13 protein-coding genes and 1 pseudogene are annotated in these 23,899 nt (G+C 34.3%); 9 read left to right on the plus strand and 5 right to left on the minus strand.

Annotated features, from left to right (window positions below):
• Positions 1–25 precede the first annotated feature (25 nt).
• Genes A3EM_RS42500 through A3EM_RS0115055 form a run of 3 tightly spaced genes read left to right on the plus strand, consistent with a single transcriptional unit; the run spans position 26 to position 5,117 of the window.
• Positions 26–1,402 carry a BNR repeat-containing protein gene (locus tag A3EM_RS42500; RefSeq protein ID WP_020529051.1) on the plus strand — a complete coding sequence of 459 codons (1,377 nt, stop codon included), beginning with the start codon at positions 26–28 and terminating at the stop codon, positions 1,400–1,402.
• Between the two features lie 32 nt (positions 1,403–1,434).
• Positions 1,435–3,618, plus strand: coding sequence for a hypothetical protein (locus tag A3EM_RS0115050; RefSeq protein WP_063745019.1), 2,184 nt, complete (start codon positions 1,435–1,437; stop codon positions 3,616–3,618).
• 2 nt (positions 3,619–3,620) lie between these two features.
• Complete coding sequence (locus A3EM_RS0115055; RefSeq protein ID WP_020529053.1) at positions 3,621–5,117, plus strand: nucleoside hydrolase-like domain-containing protein; 1,497 nt, start codon at positions 3,621–3,623, stop codon at positions 5,115–5,117.
• A 241-nt stretch (positions 5,118–5,358) separates the two neighbouring features.
• Here A3EM_RS0115055 and A3EM_RS0115065 read toward each other — a convergent pair whose 3' ends face one another.
• Complete coding sequence (locus A3EM_RS0115065) at positions 5,359–8,973, minus strand: chemotaxis protein CheB (protein WP_020529055.1); 3,615 nt, start codon at positions 8,971–8,973, stop codon at positions 5,359–5,361.
• 307 nt (positions 8,974–9,280) lie between these two features.
• Positions 9,281–9,688, minus strand: coding sequence for a response regulator (locus A3EM_RS42505; RefSeq protein WP_083925238.1), 408 nt, complete (start codon positions 9,686–9,688; stop codon positions 9,281–9,283).
• Between the two features lie 335 nt (positions 9,689–10,023).
• Between A3EM_RS42505 and A3EM_RS0115075 the strand changes: the two genes are divergently transcribed.
• A complete protein-coding gene (locus A3EM_RS0115075; RefSeq protein WP_020529057.1) occupies positions 10,024–12,996 on the plus strand; it encodes a CheR family methyltransferase in 2,973 nt (990 codons plus the stop codon).
• A gap of 88 nt (positions 12,997–13,084) precedes the next feature.
• Here A3EM_RS0115075 and A3EM_RS48505 read toward each other — a convergent pair whose 3' ends face one another.
• Positions 13,085–13,219, minus strand: a complete 135-nt coding sequence (locus tag A3EM_RS48505) for a helix-turn-helix domain-containing protein (protein WP_425402061.1) — start codon at positions 13,217–13,219, stop codon at positions 13,085–13,087.
• Between the two features lie 478 nt (positions 13,220–13,697).
• Between A3EM_RS48505 and A3EM_RS0115080 the strand changes: the two genes are divergently transcribed.
• From A3EM_RS0115080 to A3EM_RS0115095, 5 genes and pseudogenes are all read left to right on the plus strand, one after another.
• A complete protein-coding gene (locus A3EM_RS0115080; protein ID WP_020529058.1) occupies positions 13,698–14,927 on the plus strand; it encodes an efflux RND transporter periplasmic adaptor subunit in 1,230 nt (409 codons plus the stop codon).
• Between the two features lie 104 nt (positions 14,928–15,031).
• Positions 15,032–18,160: pseudogene (locus tag A3EM_RS42510) on the plus strand (efflux RND transporter permease subunit); the annotation flags it as partial.
• Positions 18,161–18,175: 15 nt separating this feature from the next.
• A complete protein-coding gene (locus A3EM_RS48510; protein WP_425402062.1) occupies positions 18,176–19,651 on the plus strand; it encodes an efflux transporter outer membrane subunit in 1,476 nt (491 codons plus the stop codon).
• Between the two features lie 75 nt (positions 19,652–19,726).
• Positions 19,727–20,620 carry a helix-turn-helix domain-containing protein gene (locus A3EM_RS0115090; protein ID WP_026210312.1) on the plus strand — a complete coding sequence of 298 codons (894 nt, stop codon included), beginning with the start codon at positions 19,727–19,729 and terminating at the stop codon, positions 20,618–20,620.
• A 123-nt stretch (positions 20,621–20,743) separates the two neighbouring features.
• Positions 20,744–21,430 carry an SDR family NAD(P)-dependent oxidoreductase gene (locus A3EM_RS0115095; RefSeq protein WP_020529061.1) on the plus strand — a complete coding sequence of 229 codons (687 nt, stop codon included), beginning with the start codon at positions 20,744–20,746 and terminating at the stop codon, positions 21,428–21,430.
• 622 nt (positions 21,431–22,052) lie between these two features.
• Here A3EM_RS0115095 and A3EM_RS0115100 read toward each other — a convergent pair.
• Positions 22,053–22,754 carry a LytR/AlgR family response regulator transcription factor gene (locus A3EM_RS0115100; protein WP_020529062.1) on the minus strand — a complete coding sequence of 234 codons (702 nt, stop codon included), beginning with the start codon at positions 22,752–22,754 and terminating at the stop codon, positions 22,053–22,055.
• Positions 22,751–23,869, minus strand: a complete 1,119-nt coding sequence (locus A3EM_RS0115105) for a sensor histidine kinase (protein ID WP_020529063.1) — start codon at positions 23,867–23,869, stop codon at positions 22,751–22,753. The genes A3EM_RS0115100 and A3EM_RS0115105 overlap by 4 nt, the downstream gene beginning before the upstream one ends.
• Between the last annotated feature and the right edge of the window lie 30 nt (positions 23,870–23,899).

Below are 23,899 nucleotides of genomic sequence, written 5' to 3' on the forward strand. Positions count from 1 at the left end.
CAAATTGGGCAAAAATTTAAATACCATGACATACCTTATCAAAACTACAATTAATCTATTTTTCATTCTGGTATTTTCAAACATACTTTTTGCCCAGGTAAGTGAAAAAAAGTTTAATTATAAAGCTAAGGAAATAGTAGATATTGATTCGGTTCCAGCTGATTTTCCAGTGAGTTTTAGTTTTATTTCGGATGGGGACTGGCAGATTGTGGCTTATTATAACAAAGACAGAAGTTTAACAGTTGCTACCCGAAAACTTTCTGAGGATAAATGGAAAAGGAAATCCTTACCTACCAAAGTAGGCTGGGATAGCCATAACAGAATTGTGATGGCGCTGGATAGGGATAATTGTATTCATGTTGCGGCAAATATGCACAATGATTCCATGACCTATTTTATTACCAAAAAACCGTATGACATTTCTTCATTTGCGAAAATATTTCCATTGGTTAGTGTATCGGATGAATTGAAATCCACTTATCCAACCTTTATCAAAACAGCGGAAAATCAACTTGTTTTTACCTACAGAAAAGGCGGGAGCGGGAATGGCATTACCATTACCAATATCTACCAGGAATCAACTAAATCATTCAAAAGGTTAACCAATAATCCATTATTCGATGGGTTGAATCAAATGAGCGCTTATGCCAGTGGTCCCAGATTAGATCCCGATGGAAATTTTCATGTCGCCTGGCTCTGGCGGAATACACCTCATTGCGAAACCAATCATCACCTTTCGTATGCCCGAAGTAAGGACCTGATTAATTGGGAAACGGTTGCCGGGGAGACATTTGAATTACCCATTACCCCAAATTCAAAACAATTCACCGTTGATCCTGCACCTCCGGGAGGTGGGCTTATTAATGGAGCCTATCGCCTATTTTTTGATAAAAATGGAAACCCGTTAATAGTGTATATGAAATATGATGAGGAGGGGAATAATCAATTATTTATTGCCAAAACGGAAAATGGCAAATGGATAACAAAACAAATTACCCACTGGGATTACCGATGGGCATTTTCAGGACCGGGTTCCATAACCTTCGAAATCAGACTGAAAAAGGCGGAGATTGATCATAACAATCGAATAAAAGTAGAATATTGGCATATTAATAGAGGAAATGGTGAAATTTTGGTAAATCAGGACCCATTCAATGTTGTTGAGGATAAAAAAGTAAATGAAGTCCAGAAAGCGGAATATCCGGAAGAACTCCTAATGCCTCAAAGAAGTGAACCAGGAATGACAGTCCACTGGTTAAAACCTTCTTTAAAAGATAAAAATGATGATCTTTTTTATGTGCTTAGATGGGAGACTGAAGGTAAAAAAAGATTTTATAAACAGCCAGAAACAGTTGTTCCTCCTTCTGTATTAAGGTTGTACACTTTTTCCAGGGAAAAGTGATAACCTTAAAAACAACTTCTATTAGGGTAAATATGAGAACTACTAACTATACCTGTAAACATTCATTTTTTTTGATTTTTTTATCCCTAAGTACTATCATTTTCGGTTGTACTTCTTCTACAAATGAAATCACTTATTCTATTGATAATCAGGATGATAAAACCAAATTTGGTGTTAGTGAAATTAAAGAAGCACTTTTGGAAAAAGGCTTTCAATTGAAGCAAATTGAGGGGAATCAGGCTGATTTAATCATTTCCATTTTATCAGAAGAAAATGAGATAAAACAGGAAGGCTTTAAAATTGAAAAGTCAGGAAAAACAAGAATTAGATTAACCGCTTCTGATGCGGCTGGAAGTATGTACGGAGAGCTTGAACTAGCCGAGCAGATTAAACTTTATGGATGGGAGGGCATAAAAGAAGTAAGGGAAAATCCTTATATGAAAATGAGGGGCACAAAATTTAATATTCCCCTTGATTTGCGAACCCCAAGTTATAGTCATGCCAGTGATGCCGCCCAGAATAATATTGCTGAAATGTGGAATTTCGATTTTTGGAAAGCATACATCGACCACATCGCTAAAGATAGATATAACTTTATTTCCTGCTGGAGCCTTCATCCCTTTCCTTCACTGATAAAAGTCCCTGAATATCCCGACATTGCCTTAGATAACGTACATCGATCCACAGTGGAATGGGATGAGTATTATAGTCTTGGTGCTCAAGGGCTTGATTCACCAGAAATATTAGATAATTATGAAGTATTGAAAAAGATTACAATTGATGAAAAAATAGCCTTTTGGCGAAAGGTAATGGCATATGGAAAAAGCAGAAATGTAGATTTTTACTTTGTTACCTGGAATATTTTTGTGAATGGGACAAACGGGAAATATGGTATTACCGACAAAGCTGATAATCCTGTCACCAAAGATTATTTTAGAAAAAGTATTATCCAACTTTTTAGAACTTATCCTGATTTGGCTGGAATTGGTCTTACTACTGGGGAAAATATGCACGGTGTCAGCTTCGAGGAAAAGGAAAACTGGGCTTTTGATACCTATGCAGAAGGCGTTTTGGATGCAGCCAAGGAAATGCCGGATCGTAAGATTACCTTTATTCATCGCCAGCATCAGGCTGATCCTGAATACATTGAACAAAAATTTGAACCTCTTATTAAACATAAAAATATTAATTTTATCTATAGTTTTAAATATGCGAAAGCCCATGTATTTAGTTCAACCACCCAACCTTATCATGAAGAATTTGTAAAAAATATTGGTTCGCTCAAAACTATTTGGACCCTCAGAAATGACGATGTTTATTATTTTAGGTGGGGATCTCCAAAATTTGTAAGAGAGTTCATCAAAAATATCCCCTATGAAGTTTCAAATGGAATGTATTATGGTTCTGATCAGTGGGTTTGGGGAAGAGAATTTACCTCTAAAAATGTAGAAGAGCCCCGCCAGTTAGAAATAAAAAAGCATTGGTACCATTGGCTAATTTGGGGCAGATTGAGTTACAATCCGGAAATAGATGATCAACGATTTAGCGCCATTTTACAGACGCATTTTCCAAATATCAATACCAATACGTTATTTGAGGCCTGGCATGAAGCTTCTATGATTTATCCCGTAACAACTGGCTTTCATTGGGGGAGTTTAGATTTTCAGTGGTATATAGAAGGCTGTAGAAGTCATGTTACCCGCTCTGCAAAAAATGAAACCGGATTTCATGATGTGGACCTTTTTATTAATTTCCCTGTTCATCCGAAGTCTGGCAACCAAACTATTCAAGATTATGCCAGGATGATCTTAAATGAGGAAAGCAGCTCGCTTAGAAGTCCTGTTGAAGTATCAGAAATGCTGCACGATCATGCCAATAAAGCCTTAAAGTTGCAGGCTACTTTAAATCCAGAGGGCAACGAGGAGTTATCCTCAACCCTTAATGATATAAAAACAATTTCTTATATGGGTAAATATTATGCCCACAAAATTGCCGGATCAACTTATGTTGAGCTTTATAGAAATTCGGGAGATAAAAAGTACCAGGAAGAGGCTGTTAAAGAATTGACAAAAGCTTTGGAAAGTTGGGAACAATACATTGATATCGCATTAGAAAATCATATTAATCCTATCTGGACAAACAGGGTGGGTTATGTTGATTGGATAAAACTTACTAAAGAAGTAAAGAAGGACATTGAATTAGCAAAACAAAACTAAAAATGAAAATGAGATTGGTATTACTGTTTTCCTTCATCCTAAGTTTTCAGTTGACTTATGGGCAGACCGAAAAACACCGCCTTATTATTCTGGCAGATATGGGAAATGAACCCGATGAGGTGCAACAAATGGTGCATATGATCATGTATAGCAATGAATTTGATCTGGAAGGATTAATTGCTGTTACGGGTAAATACCTCAACCCTCAGGAAAAAAGGCCCTACAGACGAGTTTTACATCCTGAATTATTTTTAGAAATTATTGATGGGTATGAATTGGTTAGACCTAATTTATTAAAACATGCTGAAGGCTGGCCTCAGGCTGATTATTTGCGCTCTATTGTGGTTAATGGACAAACTGAGTATGGAATTGATGGTGTGGGAGAAGGTGAAAATTCTGAGGGTTCGGATTTAATCGCTAAAAGCCTTACAAAAAATGATTCCAGACTGGTCTACATTGTCGTTAATGCAGGCTCAAACACCTTGGCACAGGCATTAATCGATTTGAAGGCAAAATTATCGGATGCTGCATTTAAGGCCATGATTAAAAAAATAAGGGTATTTGAAAACGGAGCTCAGGACAATGCAGGAGCCTGGATTTGCGCTAAATTTCCCGAAATCCACTGGATAAGGAGCAATTTTCAGACTTATTGTTATGGTGGGCCAAGTTGGGATTCAAATGAAGGGAAAGAAGGTAGCACCACTCAATTAGGTCCATATACCTGGGAGCCTTACGAATATTCGAGCATGGGTCAACATCACTGGACACTTACTCACATTATAGGAAACCATGGATATCTTGGGAAAGTATATCCTTTACGCCAGATGCATAAAGGAAATATTGTTTTCCTGGAAGGAGGAGGTACAATTCCATGGATGGGATTAATTCACCGGGGACTCACTGATATAAGTCAACCACATTGGGGTGGATGGAGTGGAAGATATTCCAGGGATAAAAAGAAAAATGCATGGTCAAAGCATGAGAATGTAAAAGTAGATGAAGAAAACTATGAGGATTTTGAGGTCTTTATTGATGTTGCAGACAAATGGACTGACCCCTCTAACAATAAGCTTTATGAAAATACCTATACTCCGGTATGGAGATGGAGAAGAGCTTATTTTGATGATTTTAAATGCCGAATGGATTGGTGTGTTGCCGAGTATGAAGAGGCCAACCATAACCCAATAGCTGCTATTAATGGTGATGAAACCGAAAAGATTCATCATATAAAAACAAAGCAGGGAGAAATCATCAATTTTGATGCTTCAGCTTCAAAAGATCCTGATGGAGATCCTATAAATTTTATATGGTGGATTTATGAAGAGGCAGGGACTTATGAAAACCCAATCACATTGGAAAATCCAAACCAGTCTCAATTTTCCCTTGAAATTCCAAAAGATGCCAAGGGAAAGGAAATTCATCTGATTCTGGAAGTCACAGATGAAAATGACATAGCCAACCTAACCGATTACAGAAGGATTGTGATTAATGTGGACTGATTTGGACCATAGAGAAGTGTTGGAAGTGTTGAATAAATGGAAAGACTTGAGGAGGTTTTTGATGCAAAAAAAGGAACTGGAAAAGGACACGAATTGGAAATTCTTTCAAACTTAATTGATCGATACCAAAACGAAAATTGGTTTTAGGAATGATTAAAAAATTGAACTATACCCTTCATATTCCAACTTAAGTTTTGGTTTAGGAATAATTTCAATTTTGTAATAACAATACCATACTCTTTCAAGTAAGGCTACTTCCTGTGTTCCTGAAACAAATGCCTATTATGTGGCCATTAGAGGAAACATTTCCTTTTTTGTAAGCTTTTCCTCTTAAATTAACCTGATCATTTTCTCCTGCCCCTCCTATTTTAAAGTTCAGACTGAATTTTTCCTCATTTTTAAATGTAGCAACTATTTTTTTCTCAATTGATTTATCTTTATCAGGATTTATTAAGTCCATAAATTTTTCAATTGTAATGGGGTAGTTCTCATTTTGATTAAATATTTTGTACATATGCTTATCCCATGTAAGCTTATTATCCTCAAAATTCCACTCCCAGGTACCAATTTCTGCTACTTCATTTATAAGTTTTAGTTTTTCCTTTGTTTGATTTTCCAGCGTCACATCTTTGATTACCGCTACTGATCGCAAAAATTTACCTGTACTATCTTTTTCGGCTATTGCAGAGAGAAGTACATCCATTGTTTCACCATTTTTTTTGATAAACTCATAAGGAATATCTGTACAATATCCCTTTTTAAAATATTCAGGTAGGGTTATTTTAGCATATTCAGCACTTCTTTTACTCAAAAATTCAGTAGAGTATTTCCCTATTACTTCTTCCTCCTGATAACCCATTTTTTCCAACCAATATTCGCTTGCACTTATAATTTTTCCATCACTCCCAATAGAATGCATCATCACGGGTGTTTTTTTATACAAGGAACGGTATTTTCGCTGACTTTTCTTTAATTTTTCTTCCGCTTTAATCCTGTCAGTTATATCTATACAAATACCTACAAATCCTTCTAAAATTCCTGAAGAATGAAAATAAGGGACCGCCTTATTAAGCATCCATTTATAATTTCCCCCTTTTTTTCTTAACCTGTAAACAACCTCAAATTTCTCTTTTTTCTCAAAACCCTCATCAAAAATTTTGAGACTTTTTTCGAAATCATCAGGATGAATTAATTCAAACCATTGTTGTCCTTCAACATCGGAGATTTCCTTTCCTGTAAAATCCAGCCAGGCATTGTTAAAGAAATGGAAATGTTTTTTTTCATTTACCAACCATTTCATTACCGGGGCCGTTTCAGTGAGTATTTTTAGCCTTTTTTCATTCGTCTGTAATTTTTTAACTTTTTCAATATCAATGAAGGAAATCACAATCCCTTTCACTTCCTGGGTTGAGGTGAAAAAGGGATTTATTTTCATGAGGTAATGTCTTCCTTTCTCATTTGTAATTTCATGCTGAGTGGGTGAGGAAGTTTCTAAAACATGGCTTAGTTCATCTTTGAATTTATTGAATCCGAAATGAGTAGCAAAATGGTAAATCGGCCGGCCCTTGTCACTATGCACCAAGTTAAAGTGATGATTTATTGCAGGTGTAAATTTCCTGATTTTTAGTTCGATATCTAAAAAAATGGTCCCGATATCAGTGGAAGAAAGCAAGTTATTGATATCATTGTTCAATTCGGTAAGTTCTGTTACTTTGGCATTCAATTCTGAATTAACAGTATACAATTCCTCATTTACCGATTGTAATTCCTCATTAGTACTTTGCATTTCTTCATTAGAGGACATAAGTTCCTCATTTGTAGCCTGCAATTCCTCATTGGCAGTTTCATACTTTTCTTGAGTTGTTTTGAGGAGATCTTTGGTTTCTAATAGCTCAAGTTCAAGGTTTTGCTCTCTGGTTTCATCATATTTATCCTTTGAAAAAAAGTTTGAAACTATCTCATTATTTTCATCTGTTTTTGTCAAAAATTCAATTAAAACTAGTTTTTCACTAGTACTATGAAACCATTTGGGAATAAATCGAATATCCAGTTTGAAACTCCTATCTCTTTTAAAAAATGGAACTTCCTTATAATCGTAGGTAATATTATCTTTTAATACTTTTTTTATACCATCCTTAAAGATTACCAATACGTCATTTGGTAATACTTTTGAAAGATTGAATTGAGAAATACTTCTGGGGAAAACCAAAAACTCATCCATGTCTCCAACTGATTGTAGGATTTCCAATTCCTTATTAACAATCATGCAGGTGGGCGCATAATGGTCTAAAATCAATTCTCCAAATCGTTCGTTTAAATCACCAGGATAAGTTTTTACATGGAGTGGTTCTTCCTTTTTTATTGAGTGAAAATCCAGGTCCCTTTCCCGATATTCTTGTTCATGGACTTTTAAGTTAAATGGCAAAACACGTTTTTTTCGCACACTTTTAAGCCTGAAAATTCGCCACCTACTATCAAAAATATTATATTCATTACCCATATTCATTATAGACTCACTCGGCCCCAGAAATAGAAATCCATTAGGATTGAGGGCATATGTAAACTTTTCTATAATATTTTCCTGAGCATATTTGTCCAGGTAAATTAACAGGTTTCGAGAGGAAATGAGATCCATATTGATGAATGGAGGATCTTTGAGCAGGTTGTGATGGGCAAAAACGATCCTTTCTCTTAATTCCTTGGCAACTTCATAATGATCCCCAATCTTAAAAAAATATTTATTTAATAAGGCATGAGGTATATCTGATTCTATATGAGTACCAAATCTTCCGGTACCAGCTTTCGTTATTGCATTTTTGGAAAGATCAGTAGCAAATATTTTGAAATCTTGTTTCAGATGATTAATCGTACAAAATTCGTGAAGAATAGCGGCAAAAGTATAGGCTTCCTCTCCAGTAGAGCAACCTGCTACCCAAATCCTAATTATTTTGTCAGGGTTTTTAAATAATTGAGGAATCACCTGATGTTGTATAACCTCAAAAGCTTCTCTATCTCTAAAAAATTTGGTGACATGAATTAAAAACTCTTTTGCTAAAATCTCATTTTCTTCTGGATTACTTTGCATATAATCTGCATACTCAGCCAAGCTTTTTAAACCAACTAATTTAAGCCTTTTGGTAATTCGTCTCTCTAAAGTAGCCGGTTTATAATGTCTGAAATCGAGATTTTTTTGAGCATATACATTTGATAGAATATTATTATAAGCTTTGTGGTATTGTCCTCCGAATTCCACCTCCGAACCCAGTGGAAGGTGGTATTTATTATCGCCACAGATTTTTTGTAACTGTTCTGTCAATTGGGTGGGGTTCCCAAGAAAATCATATAGATTGGTAGCGATAGCAGCATTTGGCATTCCATCAAACTGAGCAGAATCAGGATCCTGAACCAGGACAATACCTCCTTCTTCATTTATGGTTCGGATACCTCTTGAGCCATCAGTCCCTGATCCTGATAATATTATTCCAATAGCTCTATCTTTCAGATTTTTACCTAATGAATGAAAAAATATATCAATTGGAAGTGTGATTGTATTTTTTTCTTTTTCGGTAATTACAAATTTGTTATTGGAGATGGTTAATATTTTTCCTCTGGGTATTAAATAAACATGATTTGGCCTGATTATCTCATCATGAACAGCTGTAGTGACTTCAATAGTAGTGTGCTTACTTAATAATTCATCCATCAAACTGACAAAATCAGGGGATAAATGCTGAATTATAATATAAGCAGCTCCAGAGTATCTGGGAATTCTATCAAACAATTTCTGTATTGGTTCTAATCCTCCTGCTGAAGCACCAATTCCCACTATATAAAAATTCTTTGATTTGCTTGACATCGTTTGTTTGTAGGAAAATAAATATTGAAATTATTTACTAAACCAGGGATCCTTTTTTACCAAAAATATTCTAGTTACTATTATTTGTAAGTTTTCCTGGAATTGAATACTATCCAGCTTACTTTAAGCAACAATCGCCTAAAGATAAATATTTTATATTGAAGTAATTCGAATCTTTTGAATTAAAGGCTCAATGTTTTAAGGAAGTAATAATTGCAATATGCAGTATAAAATATTATATAAACAAACATTGTTGATGTAAAAATAAGTCTTGTTTATATAATTCAGAGGAAATATATTTCTTAAACTATGAAAAATGGGTTTCTACAATCTTATTGACCAAAGAAATTACTTCAGACTTAGAGTAAAAACCGGTAACTGCACTATAAGATTTAGCCTTTTCAGCATCACTTTCCCTTATGGAAGAGGTAAGCATAATTAACCTGCAATTTTTATTTTCCGGGAAAAAACGTTTTTCATATTCATCTAAAAAATCAAATCCATTTTTTAATGGCAGGTTTATATCAACTAAAATTAAATCTGGAAATGTTTCATTATCTTTTTCGTAAAGATTTAATTCCTGAAAAGCATCATCTACATTGGTAACTGCTTTGAAGTTAATTTCATCGCTAACAACTCTCTGGAAGGCCTGAGTCATTAAAAAATTATTGATATGATCGTCATCAATTGATAAAACATGGCTTAATGCTGTCATTTGCTTTATGGGTTTTTATTAGATTTTTAGGGTAGTTAGTGATAAGCAATATGCATTATGCATATTTAAAGAGATAAATTTCATTTTACAATATTATCCTACCGAAAAGGGAAATTTTCTTTGCCAGATACTTAATAGTTTAATCTATTTATATACAAACCCTACTCTGGGAGAATGATAAATACTAATGCTGTTATAAAAATTTTAAATAATTGAATGAATTTTTATTTTTACTAAATTCTAATTGACTTACTAATTATTTAAAATATCGGATAATTTAAAGGTTAAATAAGATATAATTTGCAAAGACCCATAGTACTGACTTCTGAAAAAAAATGAATAATAACCAAATAGATGTTGACCTTAAATTATTTCATCACATTATTGATATTGCATGTAGTAGTAATCAGTTAAATTTAAACCAGTATCAGGGCTCCTTTTTACACAAAGGTATTTCTTCCAGAATGGAGGCTAGAGGCGAAGCTGATTTGTCAAATTATTATGAATTTCTAAAAGAAGACCATCAGGAAAAAATTGCACTTTCAAATACAATTTTAGATGGATCATCTGGATTTTTTCAGGAGGCAGAGGCATTTGATCAGTTATTAGAAGAAGTTATCCCTAATCTATTCCAAAATAATAATAGTAATTTAAGAATTTGGGTACCGGCATGTGCAACGGGTGAAGAAGCCTATTCTATTGCGATTTTATTATTAGAGTACCAAAGAAAACATAACCTTCAAATCGATTTTAAAATTTTTGCTTCGGATGTTTTAGACGAAAGGATAGCTTTTGCTACAAAAGGAATATTTAAACCTAAGGCTTTAATTGATATTCCTAAAGGATTGATAGACAAATATTTTATAAAAGGAGATAATTTTTTTGAAGTTAATAGACAGGTCAGAAATAAAATTTCTTTTGTCCGGCATGATTTAATTTCTAATCCTTATTTCATTAATGTAGATTTAATTTCATGCAGGAATATATTAAAGGATTTATTGAATAGTGCTCAAAAGAAGATTTTAATCACTTTCCAAAAGTCACTAAATAATAATGGGTTTCTGTTCCTGGGAGAAGAAGAATCTTCAATAATTTCAGAATTTAACCAGGAGGCTTTTTTTAAAGGGGAAAAATATGTGTTTAAATACCTCAAAAATATTGTTGTTGAAGAAAAAAAATCTCCGGAATTATTACCAAATCAGAATGATGTTTTAGAATCCAAGCATAAAACTGAAAAATATCCTACGGAATCTTATAAAGAGTTATTACTGGACCATTTTGCTTCCCCGTGCATTATTGTAAATCAGAATCTTGATATTATTTACTCAGCAGGTGAAATCAGTAAATTTCTGATTTACCCACAAAATGCTCAGCAATTTAATTTGAAAAATATGGTATCAAAATACTTGATACCAATGTTTATGGAGGGGGTGAATTATGCGATTGATCAACAAGCCACTTACCGCATAAAAGATGTTCCAATCATAAGACGGGATAAAAATATTAAAACCAAAATTAATTTCATTCCAAAATGGCACCAGGAGACTCTTTCCCGAGTAATTCTCATTGAATTTATTAGTGAAGAAGTCTCAAATTTTGATTTAAAAAATCTTCCTGAAGTTTTTAATCTGGATAATTATACGAGTAAACAGTTGCACTCCCTGGAACAAATGTTTTTTCAATTAAAAAAGGAAAAGGAAGTTTCAGAAGAAAAATTAAACACTGTAAACGAACAGTTAAATTTATCCAATGAAGAATTGATGACCACCAATGAGGAAATGCAAACCACTAATGAAGAACTTCAATCTTTGAATGAGGAACTTTATACTGTAAATGCAGAATTACAGGAAAAGAATAAAGAGCTTAAAAATCTAAATAATGATATTAATAACCTGTTGCTGGGAACAGATATTGGGACTATTTTCTTAGATAATGAATTGAAAATCAGAAAGTTTACCCCTGCCATCAATCGCCAATTCCACATAACAGAGTTGGATACAGGCAGGCCAATTTATCATTTCAGTACTAATTTTGGTTATGCATCTCTAAGGCAGGATATCAATAAAGTATTAGCAGAAAAAAATCCCATTCAGCGAGAAATTTTAAATAATGAAGGAAATTACTATTTAATGAGGATTAACCCCTTTTTAACCGAGAAAAATAATGTAAAAGGGGTTGTCATCACATTTGTAGATATTACTGAACTTGAAAAATTAAAGCTAAGACTTGAGAGAAGCGAAGAACTCCACAGAACCCTTATATCAAAAAGTGCGACACTGACATGGCGAACAGATGGTTCGGGTAAAATGAATGGGAAAAATAAACAATGGGAAGGGTTTACAGGTCAGCAATTTGAAAAATATCAAGACTTAGGCTGGATTAATTCTCTTCATGCTGATGATAAAAATTTGTTCATTAACATTTGGAAAGGGGCAATTGGAAACAAAGAATTTTTCCGCAAGGAAGCCAGAATTTATAATCAACAGACAAACGATTATCACTATTTTGTAGTGAATGCTGTTCCCTTCCTAAACAAGGATAATACAATAAGGGAGTGGTTTGTGGCCCTTACTGATGTGAACGATATAAAAAAAGCAGAAGAAAATTTAAAGAAAATTAATATACAATTAGAAAAGACTAATCAATACCTTGATAGTTTTGTTTATACTGCGGCACATGATCTCAGGGCACCAATTATCAACCTAAAAAACCTGTTTGGGCTATTTAATGATATTACAGATAAGGAGATGAAACAATCTGTAAATGAAAAAATTAAATATTCTATTGATAAATTAGAGGGTACATTGAATGGGCTCATAGAAATAATTGATACCCAAAAAAATGAAAACAAAGATGCCACTCTTATTTCATTAAGGGATTTCACAAAAGAAGTGATCAATGAAATTGACTCTCAAATTACCCAGGCAAAGGTTAAAATTAATCTTGATATTGAGCAAGTACCATCTATTAAATATAATGTAACCTATTTACACAGTATTTTGCTGAATCTGATTAGTAATTCTGTAAAATATAGCAGCCCAGAAAGAGATCCATATATTAATATTTCAGCTCAAAAAGAAAACGGGTTTGTAGTAGTTAAGGTAAAGGATAATGGGATTGGGATGGATCTGGAAAAATATGGACATCTATTGTTTAAACCATTTCAGCGGTTTACCACAGATCGGCCTGGTAAAGGCATTGGTTTAAATATAATTAAAAATATGGTTGAGAAAAATGGAGGTAAAATACTTGTTGAAAGTCAACTCGAGAAAGGTACTCAGTTTAATGTTTATTTAAAAGAGTATTAAACTTTGAAGCCCGACAATTCTTCTGAATTGGTATGATATTCCTTCATTAAAAATGATTTAAGGGAAGTAGATTAAATAAAAAGCAACCTTAGGAATTATTTCTGTAAAGAGATGGCGTGCATCCAAATTGTTTCTGAAAACATTTGCTAAAGTATTTTGGATCAGTAAAACCAACTTCATAAACTATCTGCCCGAAATTCATTTTGGTCTTTTTAATTAAAATAGCGGCTTTTTAATCCATTCTTGTGATTAAAATTAAGTACTTTCCAAAGTTGGGGAAAGGCATGGGCTCATGTCTTTCCCTGAAATCGCTGTGGTATAGATTCAAATGCATACACTTTAAATTATTCTCCTAAATCCCTAAGTTGGTTTTGAATAAAAAAATCAGGAAACCCTTCACTTTTCGTCACTGAAACTTCCTTACTAAACGCTTCACATCATAAACAACCTTACCTTCTTAGTTCTAAATTACCTGGTTAGATTTTAATACTCAAAAAGAAAAATTACCAACCTTCATCTGAAAATACCGAAACCTTAATTTTGGAAGAAAACCATGAAAATTCATACTGCTTTGTCTTGCGAATTAACAGTTTAGAGGTGGATATTACATTTTGGTCATTTATGTGATTATTATGGTTACAAGTAATCTAGGCTAGCCAAATAATTTTGCCTCAACAAAAAATCTTTAAAAGTAACAAAAAATGACAAAAGTTAATTTGAACATTAAAGGAATAAAAAGATTAAGCTTAGTTGTATTTGGTCTTTTAGCAATCGTAATTTTTGTATCGGCATTTACAGAGACTGGCATATTTGAATCTGAGCAAAAAGAAGAAACTCAAGCTGGTAACGAACCACAAGCATTTCCTGTAGAAATTGCATCTCCGGTTTTTGAAAGCATTACCGAATGGGACGAATACACAGGACGCTTTGAAGCAAGTAACAAAGTACAGGTTAGAGCGCGAGTAAGCGGATTTTTAGAACGAGTCAATTTTAAAGACGGACAAATCGTAAAAAAGGGAGATGTATTATTTATTATTGATGACAGACCATTTAAAATAGCATTGGATCAGGCAAATGCAGATTATGCTCAAGCAAAAGCAAATCTGGATATCGCTCAGGATAATTTTGAAAGAGTTGAGGATTTAAAAGAATCTGGTGCAGTATCTATTGAAGAGTTTAACCGCAGAAAACAAGCGTTAGAATATGCTAAAGCAAGTATTCAATTGTCCAAAGCGCGTGTAGCTGATGCGAATCTTAATTTAGAATTTACCAGAGTGAAAGCCCCTATTACCGGTTTGGTAAGTAGAGATCGCGTGAATGAAGGTAACTTAATTGATGGAGGTACTTCAAACTCTACCTTATTAACCACCATTGTTGCTACAAGTCCTATTCACTTTTACTTTACAAGTAGTGAATCTGATTATTTAAGGTACGTACGTTTGGCTAATAATGGCGAAAGAAAAGCTGTGCGTGCTAAAGGACTTCCTGTGCATATTAAACTTCAGGATGAAGATGAATTTTTACACGAGGCAACCATCGATTTTGTGGATAATCAAATAGACAACAGCACAGGTACTATTGAAAATCGAGCTGTTTTACCCAACAAAGATCTGTTACTGGAGCCGGGAATGTTTGGTAAGGCAAAAATTAGCGGAAGTGCTGAGCACAAAGCTATCATGATTCCTGATGACATCATTGGTACCAATCAATCTATTCGATATGTATACGTATTAGGCGATGACAATACGGTTACAATTAAAAACATAACCTTAGGACCATTGCACTCTAATGGTTTGCGTATCGTGAGAGGAGGTTTAACTGAATCTGATAAGCTAATCGTAAATAACATTCAAAAAATAAGACCTGGTTTAGCAGTTTCACCCATCCAAACCAATTTAGAGACCAACAAAGAACTTGCTATAAATCAATAACAAGTTATTCGCAAATCCCAATTGAAAAAACACTCGCCTTCAGTTTCTTATCAATAAAATGATAAAGAAACAGGCAGTGTTATGTTCAAATTTTAATAAGAATTATGAAATTTAGTCACACATTCATAAAAAGACCCATATTCGCAGCAGTACTGAGTGTACTCATACTAATTGTGGGCGGTTTATCTTATTTTTCATTACCTGTATCACAGTTTCCGGACGTAGCTCCACCCACCGTAGAAGTGGTCGCAACATATCCTGGTGCTAATGCCAAAACACTTTCTGAAACTGTAGCAGCACCCCTTGAAAAAGAGATAAATGGTGTAGAAGGAATGATTTATATGACCTCCCAATCATCAGCAGATGGTAGAGTTACTTTACAAATTGCTTTTGAATTAGGCATAGACCTGGACAGAGCCCAGGTACAGGTGCAAAACCGTGTTGCGATTGCAGAACCAAGACTTCCTGAATCTGTAAGACGTTTAGGAATTACCACGAAAAAAATATCACCAGATATTTTATTACTAGTCAACTTGTTTTCACCTAACAAAACCTATGATCAAATTTACATGGGTAACTATGCCGCACTTCAGCTTAAAGATGAGTTGGCGCGTATTAGAGGTATTGGTGACATTCAAATTTTTGGTGCAGCAGAGTACGCTATGCGTATATGGCTGGATCCTGATAAAATTGCCAATTTAGATATGACAGCAGGTGAAGTAGTTGCTGCCTTAAGAGCTCAAAATGTTCAGATAGCTAGTGGAACATTAAACACCTTACCTTCAGGCAGGCAATCCGCTTTTGAAATCAATATTCAAACCCAGGGAAAACTTATTACACCTGAAGAATTTGAAAATGTGATTATAAAGTCTGCTGAAGACAATAGACTTGTAAAACTAAAAGATGTAGGCAGGGCAGAATTAGGTGCACAAAATTATGCGACAAAAGGTTATTTGGGAAAAGAACCTGCTATTGCAATGCCTATTTTTCAACAACCGGGTGGTAATGCGTTAGAAACAGCATCAAGCATTAAAGAAACGATGGAAAGACTTTCCAAAAACTTTCCAGAGGATTTAGAATATAGAATTGAATATAACCCAACTGAATTCATTCAGAAATCTGTGGATCAAGTTTACAGTACCATTTTTGAAGCGGTAATCCTGGTAATCCTGGTTATTTTACTTTTTCTTCAGTCGTGGCGTGCTGCTATTATTCCAATTTTAGCCATTCCGGTGTCATTGGTGGGAACCTTTGCCATAATGCAGGGAATTGGTTTTTCATTAAACAATTTAACTCTTTTTGGATTAGTGCTAGCCATTGGTATTGTGGTTGATGATGCTATTGTAGTGGTTGAAAACATGGAACGTTATCTCGAAAAAGGCTTATCTCCCAAAGAAGCAGCTTTAAAAACCATGGATGAAGTTGGTAGTGCGTTAATCGCTATTGGGTTAGTATTGATCGCAGTATTTATTCCTACGGCTTTCTTAGATGGGTTTTCAGGTCAGTTCTACAAGCAATTCGGTGTTACAATTGCCGTAGCCACAGCTATTTCTGTATTTGTGTCTTTAACTTTAAGTCCGGCAATGGCAGCTCTTTTAATGAGACACGAAGACAAAAACAAGACTAAAAAAACACCTTTGGTTTTAAAACCTTTAGCCTTTTTGGGAAATGCCTTTAATCGTTTTATGGACTTTATTTCTGAAAAGTATGGGAAAAGTGTTCAGAAACTCATCAGGACCAGTGCTATTGTCATGGCAGTATATGGTGGATTAATTGCTTTAACAGGATTTGAATTTAATAGGGTATCAAAAGGTTTCGTCCCAGCTATGGACCAGCAGTATTTTATTACTGTCGTGCAATTGCCTCCAGGATCTTCATTAAGTAGAACAGATGAAGTGGTAAAAAACATTTTGGATTTAACCTTAGATACAGACGGTGTAAGAACAGCAGTATCATTCACTGGTTTTGATGCCGCTTCATTCACCAATTCATCTAATGCTGCAGCAATTTTCTTAACTCTGGAAGATTTTGATGTAAGAACTGAAAAAGGGATTGATTATCACGAATTATTAAACACACTTCAAGGCAAAGTTGGTGTGGTAGATGATGCAGTTGTATTTATTATTCCGCCACCCTCAGTTAGTGGAATTGGGAATGCAGGAGGATTTAGAATGATGGTTCAGGACCGTGCTAATGTTGGTACTAAAGCACTAATTGAAGCGACTAATGCTTTAGCTGCTGCTGCAAACCAGGATCCAGTTTTAAGTAACGTATTTACCTTTTTTAATGATAGAACACCACAGTTGTATTTAGATATTGATCGCAATAAAGCGCAACAACTTGGGGTAAAGGTGAACGATATTTTTCAATCATTAGAAATATATATGGGTTCTGCTTTTGTAAATGATTTTAATTATTTGGGAAGAACTTTTCAGGTTACTGCACAAGCAGATTCTCCAAACCGATTAACCCCTGACGATATTTCCCGCATAAAAGTTAGAAATAACAAAGGAGAAATGGTACCTTTGGGAACTATTGCAGCTCAAAAAGATATTTCTGGTCCTTCAAGAATACCTAGATTTAACTTGTACCCTTCAGCCTCTTTAAATGGTAATGTGGCAGCAGGTTACAGTTCCGGACAAGCACTAGAAAGAATGGAAGCTTTAGCTGATGAAATTTTACCACAAGGTATTTCCTATCAGTGGACAGAAATGGCCTATCAGGAAAAACAAACAGGTAACACCGCTGGTATAGCCTTTTTATTAGCCGTAGTATTTGTGTTTTTATTGCTGGCAGCACAGTTTGAAAGTTTAATTCTTCCACTTGCAGTAATATTTATTGTACCAATGGTTTTACTTTCGGCAATTGTAGGTATTGATTTAGCTGGATTAGACAACAACATCATGGTACAAATTGGTCTAATCGTTTTAGTTGGGTTAGCCAGTAAAAATGCGATTCTTATCGTAGAGTTTGCGAAGCAATTAGAAGATCAGGGAACTGATTTAAAAACTGCAGTAATTCAAGCTTCAAAATTACGATTGCGTCCTATTTTGATGACGGCCATGGCATTTATTTTAGGTGTTGTACCTTTAGCCATTTCAACTGGTGCAGGCGCAGAGCTTCGTGTGTCATTAGGTATTGCTGTGTTTAGCGGAATGTTGGGTGTAACCATCTTTGGTATTTTCTTAACGCCTGTTTTTTACTACCTCGGTAGAAAATGGACTACCACAAGGCTGACAATTTTTAAAATGTATAAATTGAAGTATAGCTCACTTTTCATACTTCTATTGTTTTTAGCTTCATGTGGAATTACAAAGAGAGATTACCATGTACAATCAGGCGTTACAGTGACCAATGAATTTTTTGAAGAAAATTTACAAGAAGAAATTTATGGTAATGTAGAAATCGCTCAAAATTGGTGGACAGAGTTTAACGATCCTGTATTGGATACTTTAATTAATAAAGTAGTCCAAAATAACCTTGATATTAATACTGCTGTTGCCAATTTTGAAGCCTCACGCGCCTTTTTAAAAGGAACACAGTTAGATCGATTTCCTACGGTTACTTTAAATGGCAATTATACAAGAACACGGTTAGGTGAAAATGTATTTGTACCTGGAGCAAACCCAACCTTTAACAATTTTAATGGAAGTTTTGATGCATTTTGGGAAGCAGACGTATTTGGGAGAGTTACCAATCGAATTAAAGGGGCGTACGCTACAAGTCAGCAAGCACTTGCTGATATGCAAAGTGTTTACATTAGTATTTTTGCTGAAACCGCCAGGAATTATATGGAATTACGAGGCACACAACATATGTTAGACATTGCGGAACGTAATTTAGAAGGACAACAAAACACCTATGATTTAACTGTAAAACTTTTAGAAGCCGGAACTAGTAATGATCTCGATGTGTCAAGAGCATTGGCGCAATTAGAAAATACAAGATCGACTATTTTTCCACTTAAAGCCAGAATAGAAGCCTTAAAAAACAGCTTGAATGTTCTTGTAGGTGAAGTTCCCGGTGAAATTGATGAAATCCTTTTAACAGATCAACAATTACCTAGCTTGCCAGAATCTGTAGCCTTAGGCGATGTAAATGAGCTGTTACATCGCAGACCTGATGTTAGAAAAGCTGAAGCAGCCTTACAAATTCAAATTTCGAAATATAATATTTCAGTAGCCGATTTGTATCCAAAAATTCAATTTGGTGGTTCTATTGGGTTTTCAGCGGTAGACTTTTCTAACTTTGGCCAAAAAAAGTCTTTTATGTGGAGTATTATGCCTAATATTTCCTGGGCAGCTTTTAATCTGGGTCGTGTTAAACAGCAAATAAAACAAAATGATGCCTTGACCCTTATGGCTTTAAATCAGTATGAAAAAACGGTTTTAAAAGCTTTAGAAGAAACCAAAACAGCTTTAGCTAATTATGCAAATGAGCTTCAAAGACGCGAAAATTTAAGAGCCTCATCCGAAACTAGTGCAAAAGCTGCCGCTATTGCAAAAAAACGGTACGAAGCTGGTTTAGATAATTTTATAGATTATTTAAGTGCCGAAAACACCATGTTGGTTTCAGAAAACTTATTGGCAACAAGCGAAGTCTCTACAACAACCTATTTAATTGCAATTTATAAAGCTTTAGGTGGCGGTTGGCAAATCATTTCAGATCTAGAAATTGACTCAAAAATTAATCAAATGAAGCAAAAAGAATCTGCTTTAAATTAATGTAAAAAAACTCTGCACAGAACGACCAATAAGTTGTCGTTCTGTGTTATACCCAAAAGAAGATAATTTAACTGCATGCAAAAAAAGCAAATACCTGTTTTTAAAAATAGTAACGATTTGTATGAAGCTATCGGATTCCCTCACCGAAGTCACATACCTAATTTCGATATTCATGCTCTAGATAAATTAGAACCATCGTCAAGCCGATGTATGCCACCCTACAGACAAGATTTTTTTCAAATAGCCTTGTTAACTTATGTAGGAAAAAGTAGAATAAACATCAATACCGATTGGTTAGAACTGGGCGAACATCCACTATGGTTTATTGTACCAGGACAGGTGGTTTCCTGGGTCAGAGATCAGGATATTGCAGGCTATAACATTTCGTTTAAAAAGGAATTTTTAATGAAAGCTATACCAAACCTGATCGAAGATTTTCCATTTTTAAAAATGTCCGAAAATCAAGTGTTGATGATGACTCAGGATGAGCTGAATTATTTATTGTATGATGCCAAACGAATGGTTTCAGTTTTTCAAAACCCTCACCCCTATCAAGAAAAAATGCTGGAGGGCATGTTGGTTTCTATACTATATTATTGCAAGGCAATTTACGAACGCCATAAATCCACAGAAAACAATTTATCACGTGGCCAGGTCATTACGCAAAGGTTTGAAAACCTGGTTGAAAAAATGTACATAGATACTAAAAACGTAAGCGATTATGCCGATGTACTTAATATTACCCCTAGTTATCTGACTACAATGATAAAACTACAAACTGGCAAAAGTGCTAAAGACATTATTCAAGAGCGTTTATTGCTTGAAAGTAAAAGTTTGTTGAAATTTTCAGATTTAGATATTGCGGAAATAGGCTATCGTTTAAATTTTCAGGAACCTACACATTTTACAAGGTTTTTCAAAAAGTTAAGTGGTACCACACCAAACCAATTTAGACAACAAGGTATATAAAGAATCTTTTAATCACTTACCAAAACTTATGAGACAAAGTATTAATTCTGGACATTTGAGTAAAGAAAGTGGTTATTTTAAAAGTTAATTTATGATTAAATTTGATTATAAAATTTAGAATTCATGAAGGTAAATAGAACAGCAGTAGTTACGGATTCTGGCAATGGGTTAGGTAGAACTTTTGCCAATATTTTACTCAAAAATAGATATAATGTCATTCTTGCTGCTACCCAAGATAGTTTTGATAATTTATCTGTAGAAACAGATGACTTACACAAATATAAACTCGTAAAAACTGATTTTACTTCAGACAAAAGTGTTTCAGAATTAAGAGAAACCATAGTCCATACTTTTGGTCATTTAGATTTATTGCTTAATAATGCAGAAGTTGCGAATGGCTTTGGGCAAAAAATTGAGCAAATTGATATTGAAGAAGTGAAGGCTTTATATGATATGAATGTATTTGGGGTCATGCGATTAATCAAAACGCTAAAACCATTACTAGAAAAAAGTGAAGAACCTAAAATTATTAATATAACCAGCGCACTGGGCGACCTTAATAAAATGATGGACGAGTCATTCTGCTACTCTAACTATTGTATGATGGCATATGCCAGCTCTAAGGCGGCTTTAAATATGTATACACATTTGCAAGGTAAAGAGTTTAGCCCTTCAAAAATTAGCATTAAGAATTTTGATCCCGTTGCCTTAAAAAACTGTACGCACAATTCGGTGTCAATCTGTGAAGGAGTCAAGGAAGAATTTATTTCTCTAATAAATAGTAAATCATTGAATCCAGATCATCATTAATATTTTATTTGTGGAGCTCAAGGAAATAGAGCCAGGGTAGTCTTACTGTTTTAGCTTCTTCGGGAATACCTGCCGTTGACTTCCTTATTCTTAATATTGGGGAATGTTTCCTATGCTTCCCTTTCCGTTTTTACTTTAGAAATAGCACCATATTACCATTTTTCTGAAAAATACTAAAATGGAAATTAGCTACAAAAAAGGCCTTTGCATTAATTCATGTGCTTTTAGTGAACCAAACAAATGAATAAAAGTCGTGTCTTTGCGGCCATTCTACATTTGGGATTGGATAAAATAATGTCTGATATGGAATATTCTTTTAGCAGAATATTTGTTTAGCGTTTTTAGGAAAGCAGAGATTTATAGCTCTCAAATTTCATTACGAATATTATGGAACTTTCCAGACTATCACAGTCGCCTCATTATGTGGCGACCTGCATCAAAACTGACTTGAGGTTTTCTCATCCGGCTGGGCAGCATTCCACTTACCGATAGAAGTCTTCATTGAGCTTTCGTAGGGGTTTTCAAGTGCGCCTACTTTTCTAAGTTTAACAAGTACTTGTGTTTTACCTGATACAGAATTTAAACTTGCCTATATGATTCTTTATACTTCCATAGCTCCCCACTATCCCAACAAATTTCTTAGGTTATGTTTGTAGGTTTGCCCAATGGGAATTTTCTGTTTGCCAATTAACACCTGATTATTTTCTATTATTTCCACTTTTTCAATGGCAATGATAAAGGATTTGTGAATGCGCAAAAAGCTGGTATCTGGTAGCAAGGCTTCAAAGGAGGAAATTTTTTCATGGCAAACCAGCAGGTTTTCTTTTAAATGGATTTTAGAATAATTTCCATAGGCTTCAATGTAAATTATATCTTCGGTATTAACCTGATATTGTCTTTTATCTCCTTTAATGAAAAAACGGAAATGCTTATTTGTTCCTTCCTGGGAGATGTTTCCTATTGTTGGGCTAGCAGTAGAATTAGTGGCTTTATTTACTGCCTTTACAAACCTGGCAAAACTAAATGGCTTCAATAAATAATCTGAAATATCAAGCTCATAGCCTTCCCAGGCAAATTCCTTATGGGCTGTGGTCACAATGATTTTGGGTGGATTGGAAAGCGATTTTAAAAATTCGAATCCAGTCAGCTTTGGCATTTTGATATCCAAAAAAATAATATCCACACTTTCTTCATTTAAAAACTGGATGGCTTCAAAAGCATTATAGCAATTTCTCTTCAGTTTTAAGTGAGGTAAATCATTACAATACTTTTCAATTATTCTATGGGCAATGGGCTCATCATCTACAATAATAAATTTTATCATACTACCGGTAATTCTAATGTTGCCTTAAATATACCATTCCTTTTCTTCATGAGAAATTTATGCTTCTCCGGATAGGTTAACTTCAATCTTCTTTTCAAGTTTTCCAGACCAATACCCTTTGGATTTACTTCCGCTTTACTATCAAAATTATTTTCAATGGAAAACAGAATTTTATCCCCTTCCGTTTTTAATTCAATTTGAATAAAAACACCTTTGGTTAAACTTTCAGCCCCATGTTTAAAAGCATTTTCCAATAAAATAATAAATAGTAAAGGAGCAACTTTTATCTCCTTTCGGATGCTTTGTTCGAATCGGATATCTACTTCATGATGAAACCGCAACTTATGTAACTCAACATAATTTTCAAGGTAAGTAACCTCATTTTTTAAAAGTACAAAATCCTCTTTACCTTCGTAAATGGTATATCGCATCATATCCGATAATTTGAGCACTACTTCCGGTGCCTGATCAGATTTTTCCACAGTCAGACCGTACAAATTATTCAGGGTATTAAAAAAGAAGTGCGGGTTTATCTGACTTTTTAATAAGGATAATTCTGTATTAGTCTTTTCGGTTTGCAAAGATTTCACCCATTTCCATTGTTCAAACAGGTATAACCCAATTAAAAATGGAATAGGGATTAACAAAAAATTGATGACTCTTTCCTTGTGGTTTTCAAAATAGGAAGAACTGTAACCCAGCCTGGCAAAAACAAAATAAATGGTAATTAATCCATAAACAGAAAGGATGGGCAATCTGTATTTTTTGAAAAACCCTGGTAAAATAAGCTCTAATACCCCAAGCCAAAATAGAATAATGAGGGGTATAGTCACCGGATTATCAGGAATTCTCCAAAAGCTATCTACTATTATTGCCAAACCGGCAATTACCAAAAGTACAGTTCCTTTTAAGATAAACCTTTTGCTTCTTTTTCTGAAGAGTTGATAGATGAGAAAAGAAAGAGCAATCCACCAAAACAAAAAAATAAGGGTGTTTTCCAGAATTTCTTTTTTATCAATTAAAATAAGTTGAAGCTCGGCAAGTACAAAGGTACCTGCGATGGTGATCAACAATGCAATCCCGGCTGCTTTGTAATATTTAAAAATTACCTTCATTTTATATCAATTGAATTTGATAAAAAAGCT

The organism is Flexithrix dorotheae DSM 6795 (assembly GCF_000379765.1).
GTDB classification, from domain to species: domain Bacteria; phylum Bacteroidota; class Bacteroidia; order Cytophagales; family Flammeovirgaceae; genus Flexithrix; species Flexithrix dorotheae.

Excerpts from the sequence above, each read along its gene's own strand:
- A3EM_RS42500 (WP_020529051.1), top strand. The coding sequence starts at position 26 with ATGACATACCTTATCAAAACTACAATTAATCTATTTTTCATTCTGGTA.
- A3EM_RS0115050 (WP_063745019.1), top strand. The coding sequence starts at position 1,435 with ATGAGAACTACTAACTATACCTGTAAACATTCATTTTTTTTGATTTTT.
- A3EM_RS0115055 (WP_020529053.1), top strand. The coding sequence starts at position 3,621 with ATGAAAATGAGATTGGTATTACTGTTTTCCTTCATCCTAAGTTTTCAG.
- A3EM_RS0115065 (WP_020529055.1), bottom strand. The coding sequence starts at position 8,973 with ATGTCAAGCAAATCAAAGAATTTTTATATAGTGGGAATTGGTGCTTCA.
- A3EM_RS42505 (WP_083925238.1), bottom strand. The coding sequence starts at position 9,688 with ATGACAGCATTAAGCCATGTTTTATCAATTGATGACGATCATATCAAT.
- A3EM_RS0115075 (WP_020529057.1), top strand. The coding sequence starts at position 10,024 with ATGAATAATAACCAAATAGATGTTGACCTTAAATTATTTCATCACATT.
- A3EM_RS0115080 (WP_020529058.1), top strand. The coding sequence starts at position 13,698 with ATGACAAAAGTTAATTTGAACATTAAAGGAATAAAAAGATTAAGCTTA.
- A3EM_RS48510 (WP_425402062.1), top strand. The coding sequence starts at position 18,176 with ATGTATAAATTGAAGTATAGCTCACTTTTCATACTTCTATTGTTTTTA.
- A3EM_RS0115090 (WP_026210312.1), top strand. The coding sequence starts at position 19,727 with ATGCAAAAAAAGCAAATACCTGTTTTTAAAAATAGTAACGATTTGTAT.
- A3EM_RS0115095 (WP_020529061.1), top strand. The coding sequence starts at position 20,744 with ATGAAGGTAAATAGAACAGCAGTAGTTACGGATTCTGGCAATGGGTTA.
- A3EM_RS0115100 (WP_020529062.1), bottom strand. The coding sequence starts at position 22,754 with ATGATAAAATTTATTATTGTAGATGATGAGCCCATTGCCCATAGAATA.
- A3EM_RS0115105 (WP_020529063.1), bottom strand. The coding sequence starts at position 23,869 with ATGAAGGTAATTTTTAAATATTACAAAGCAGCCGGGATTGCATTGTTG.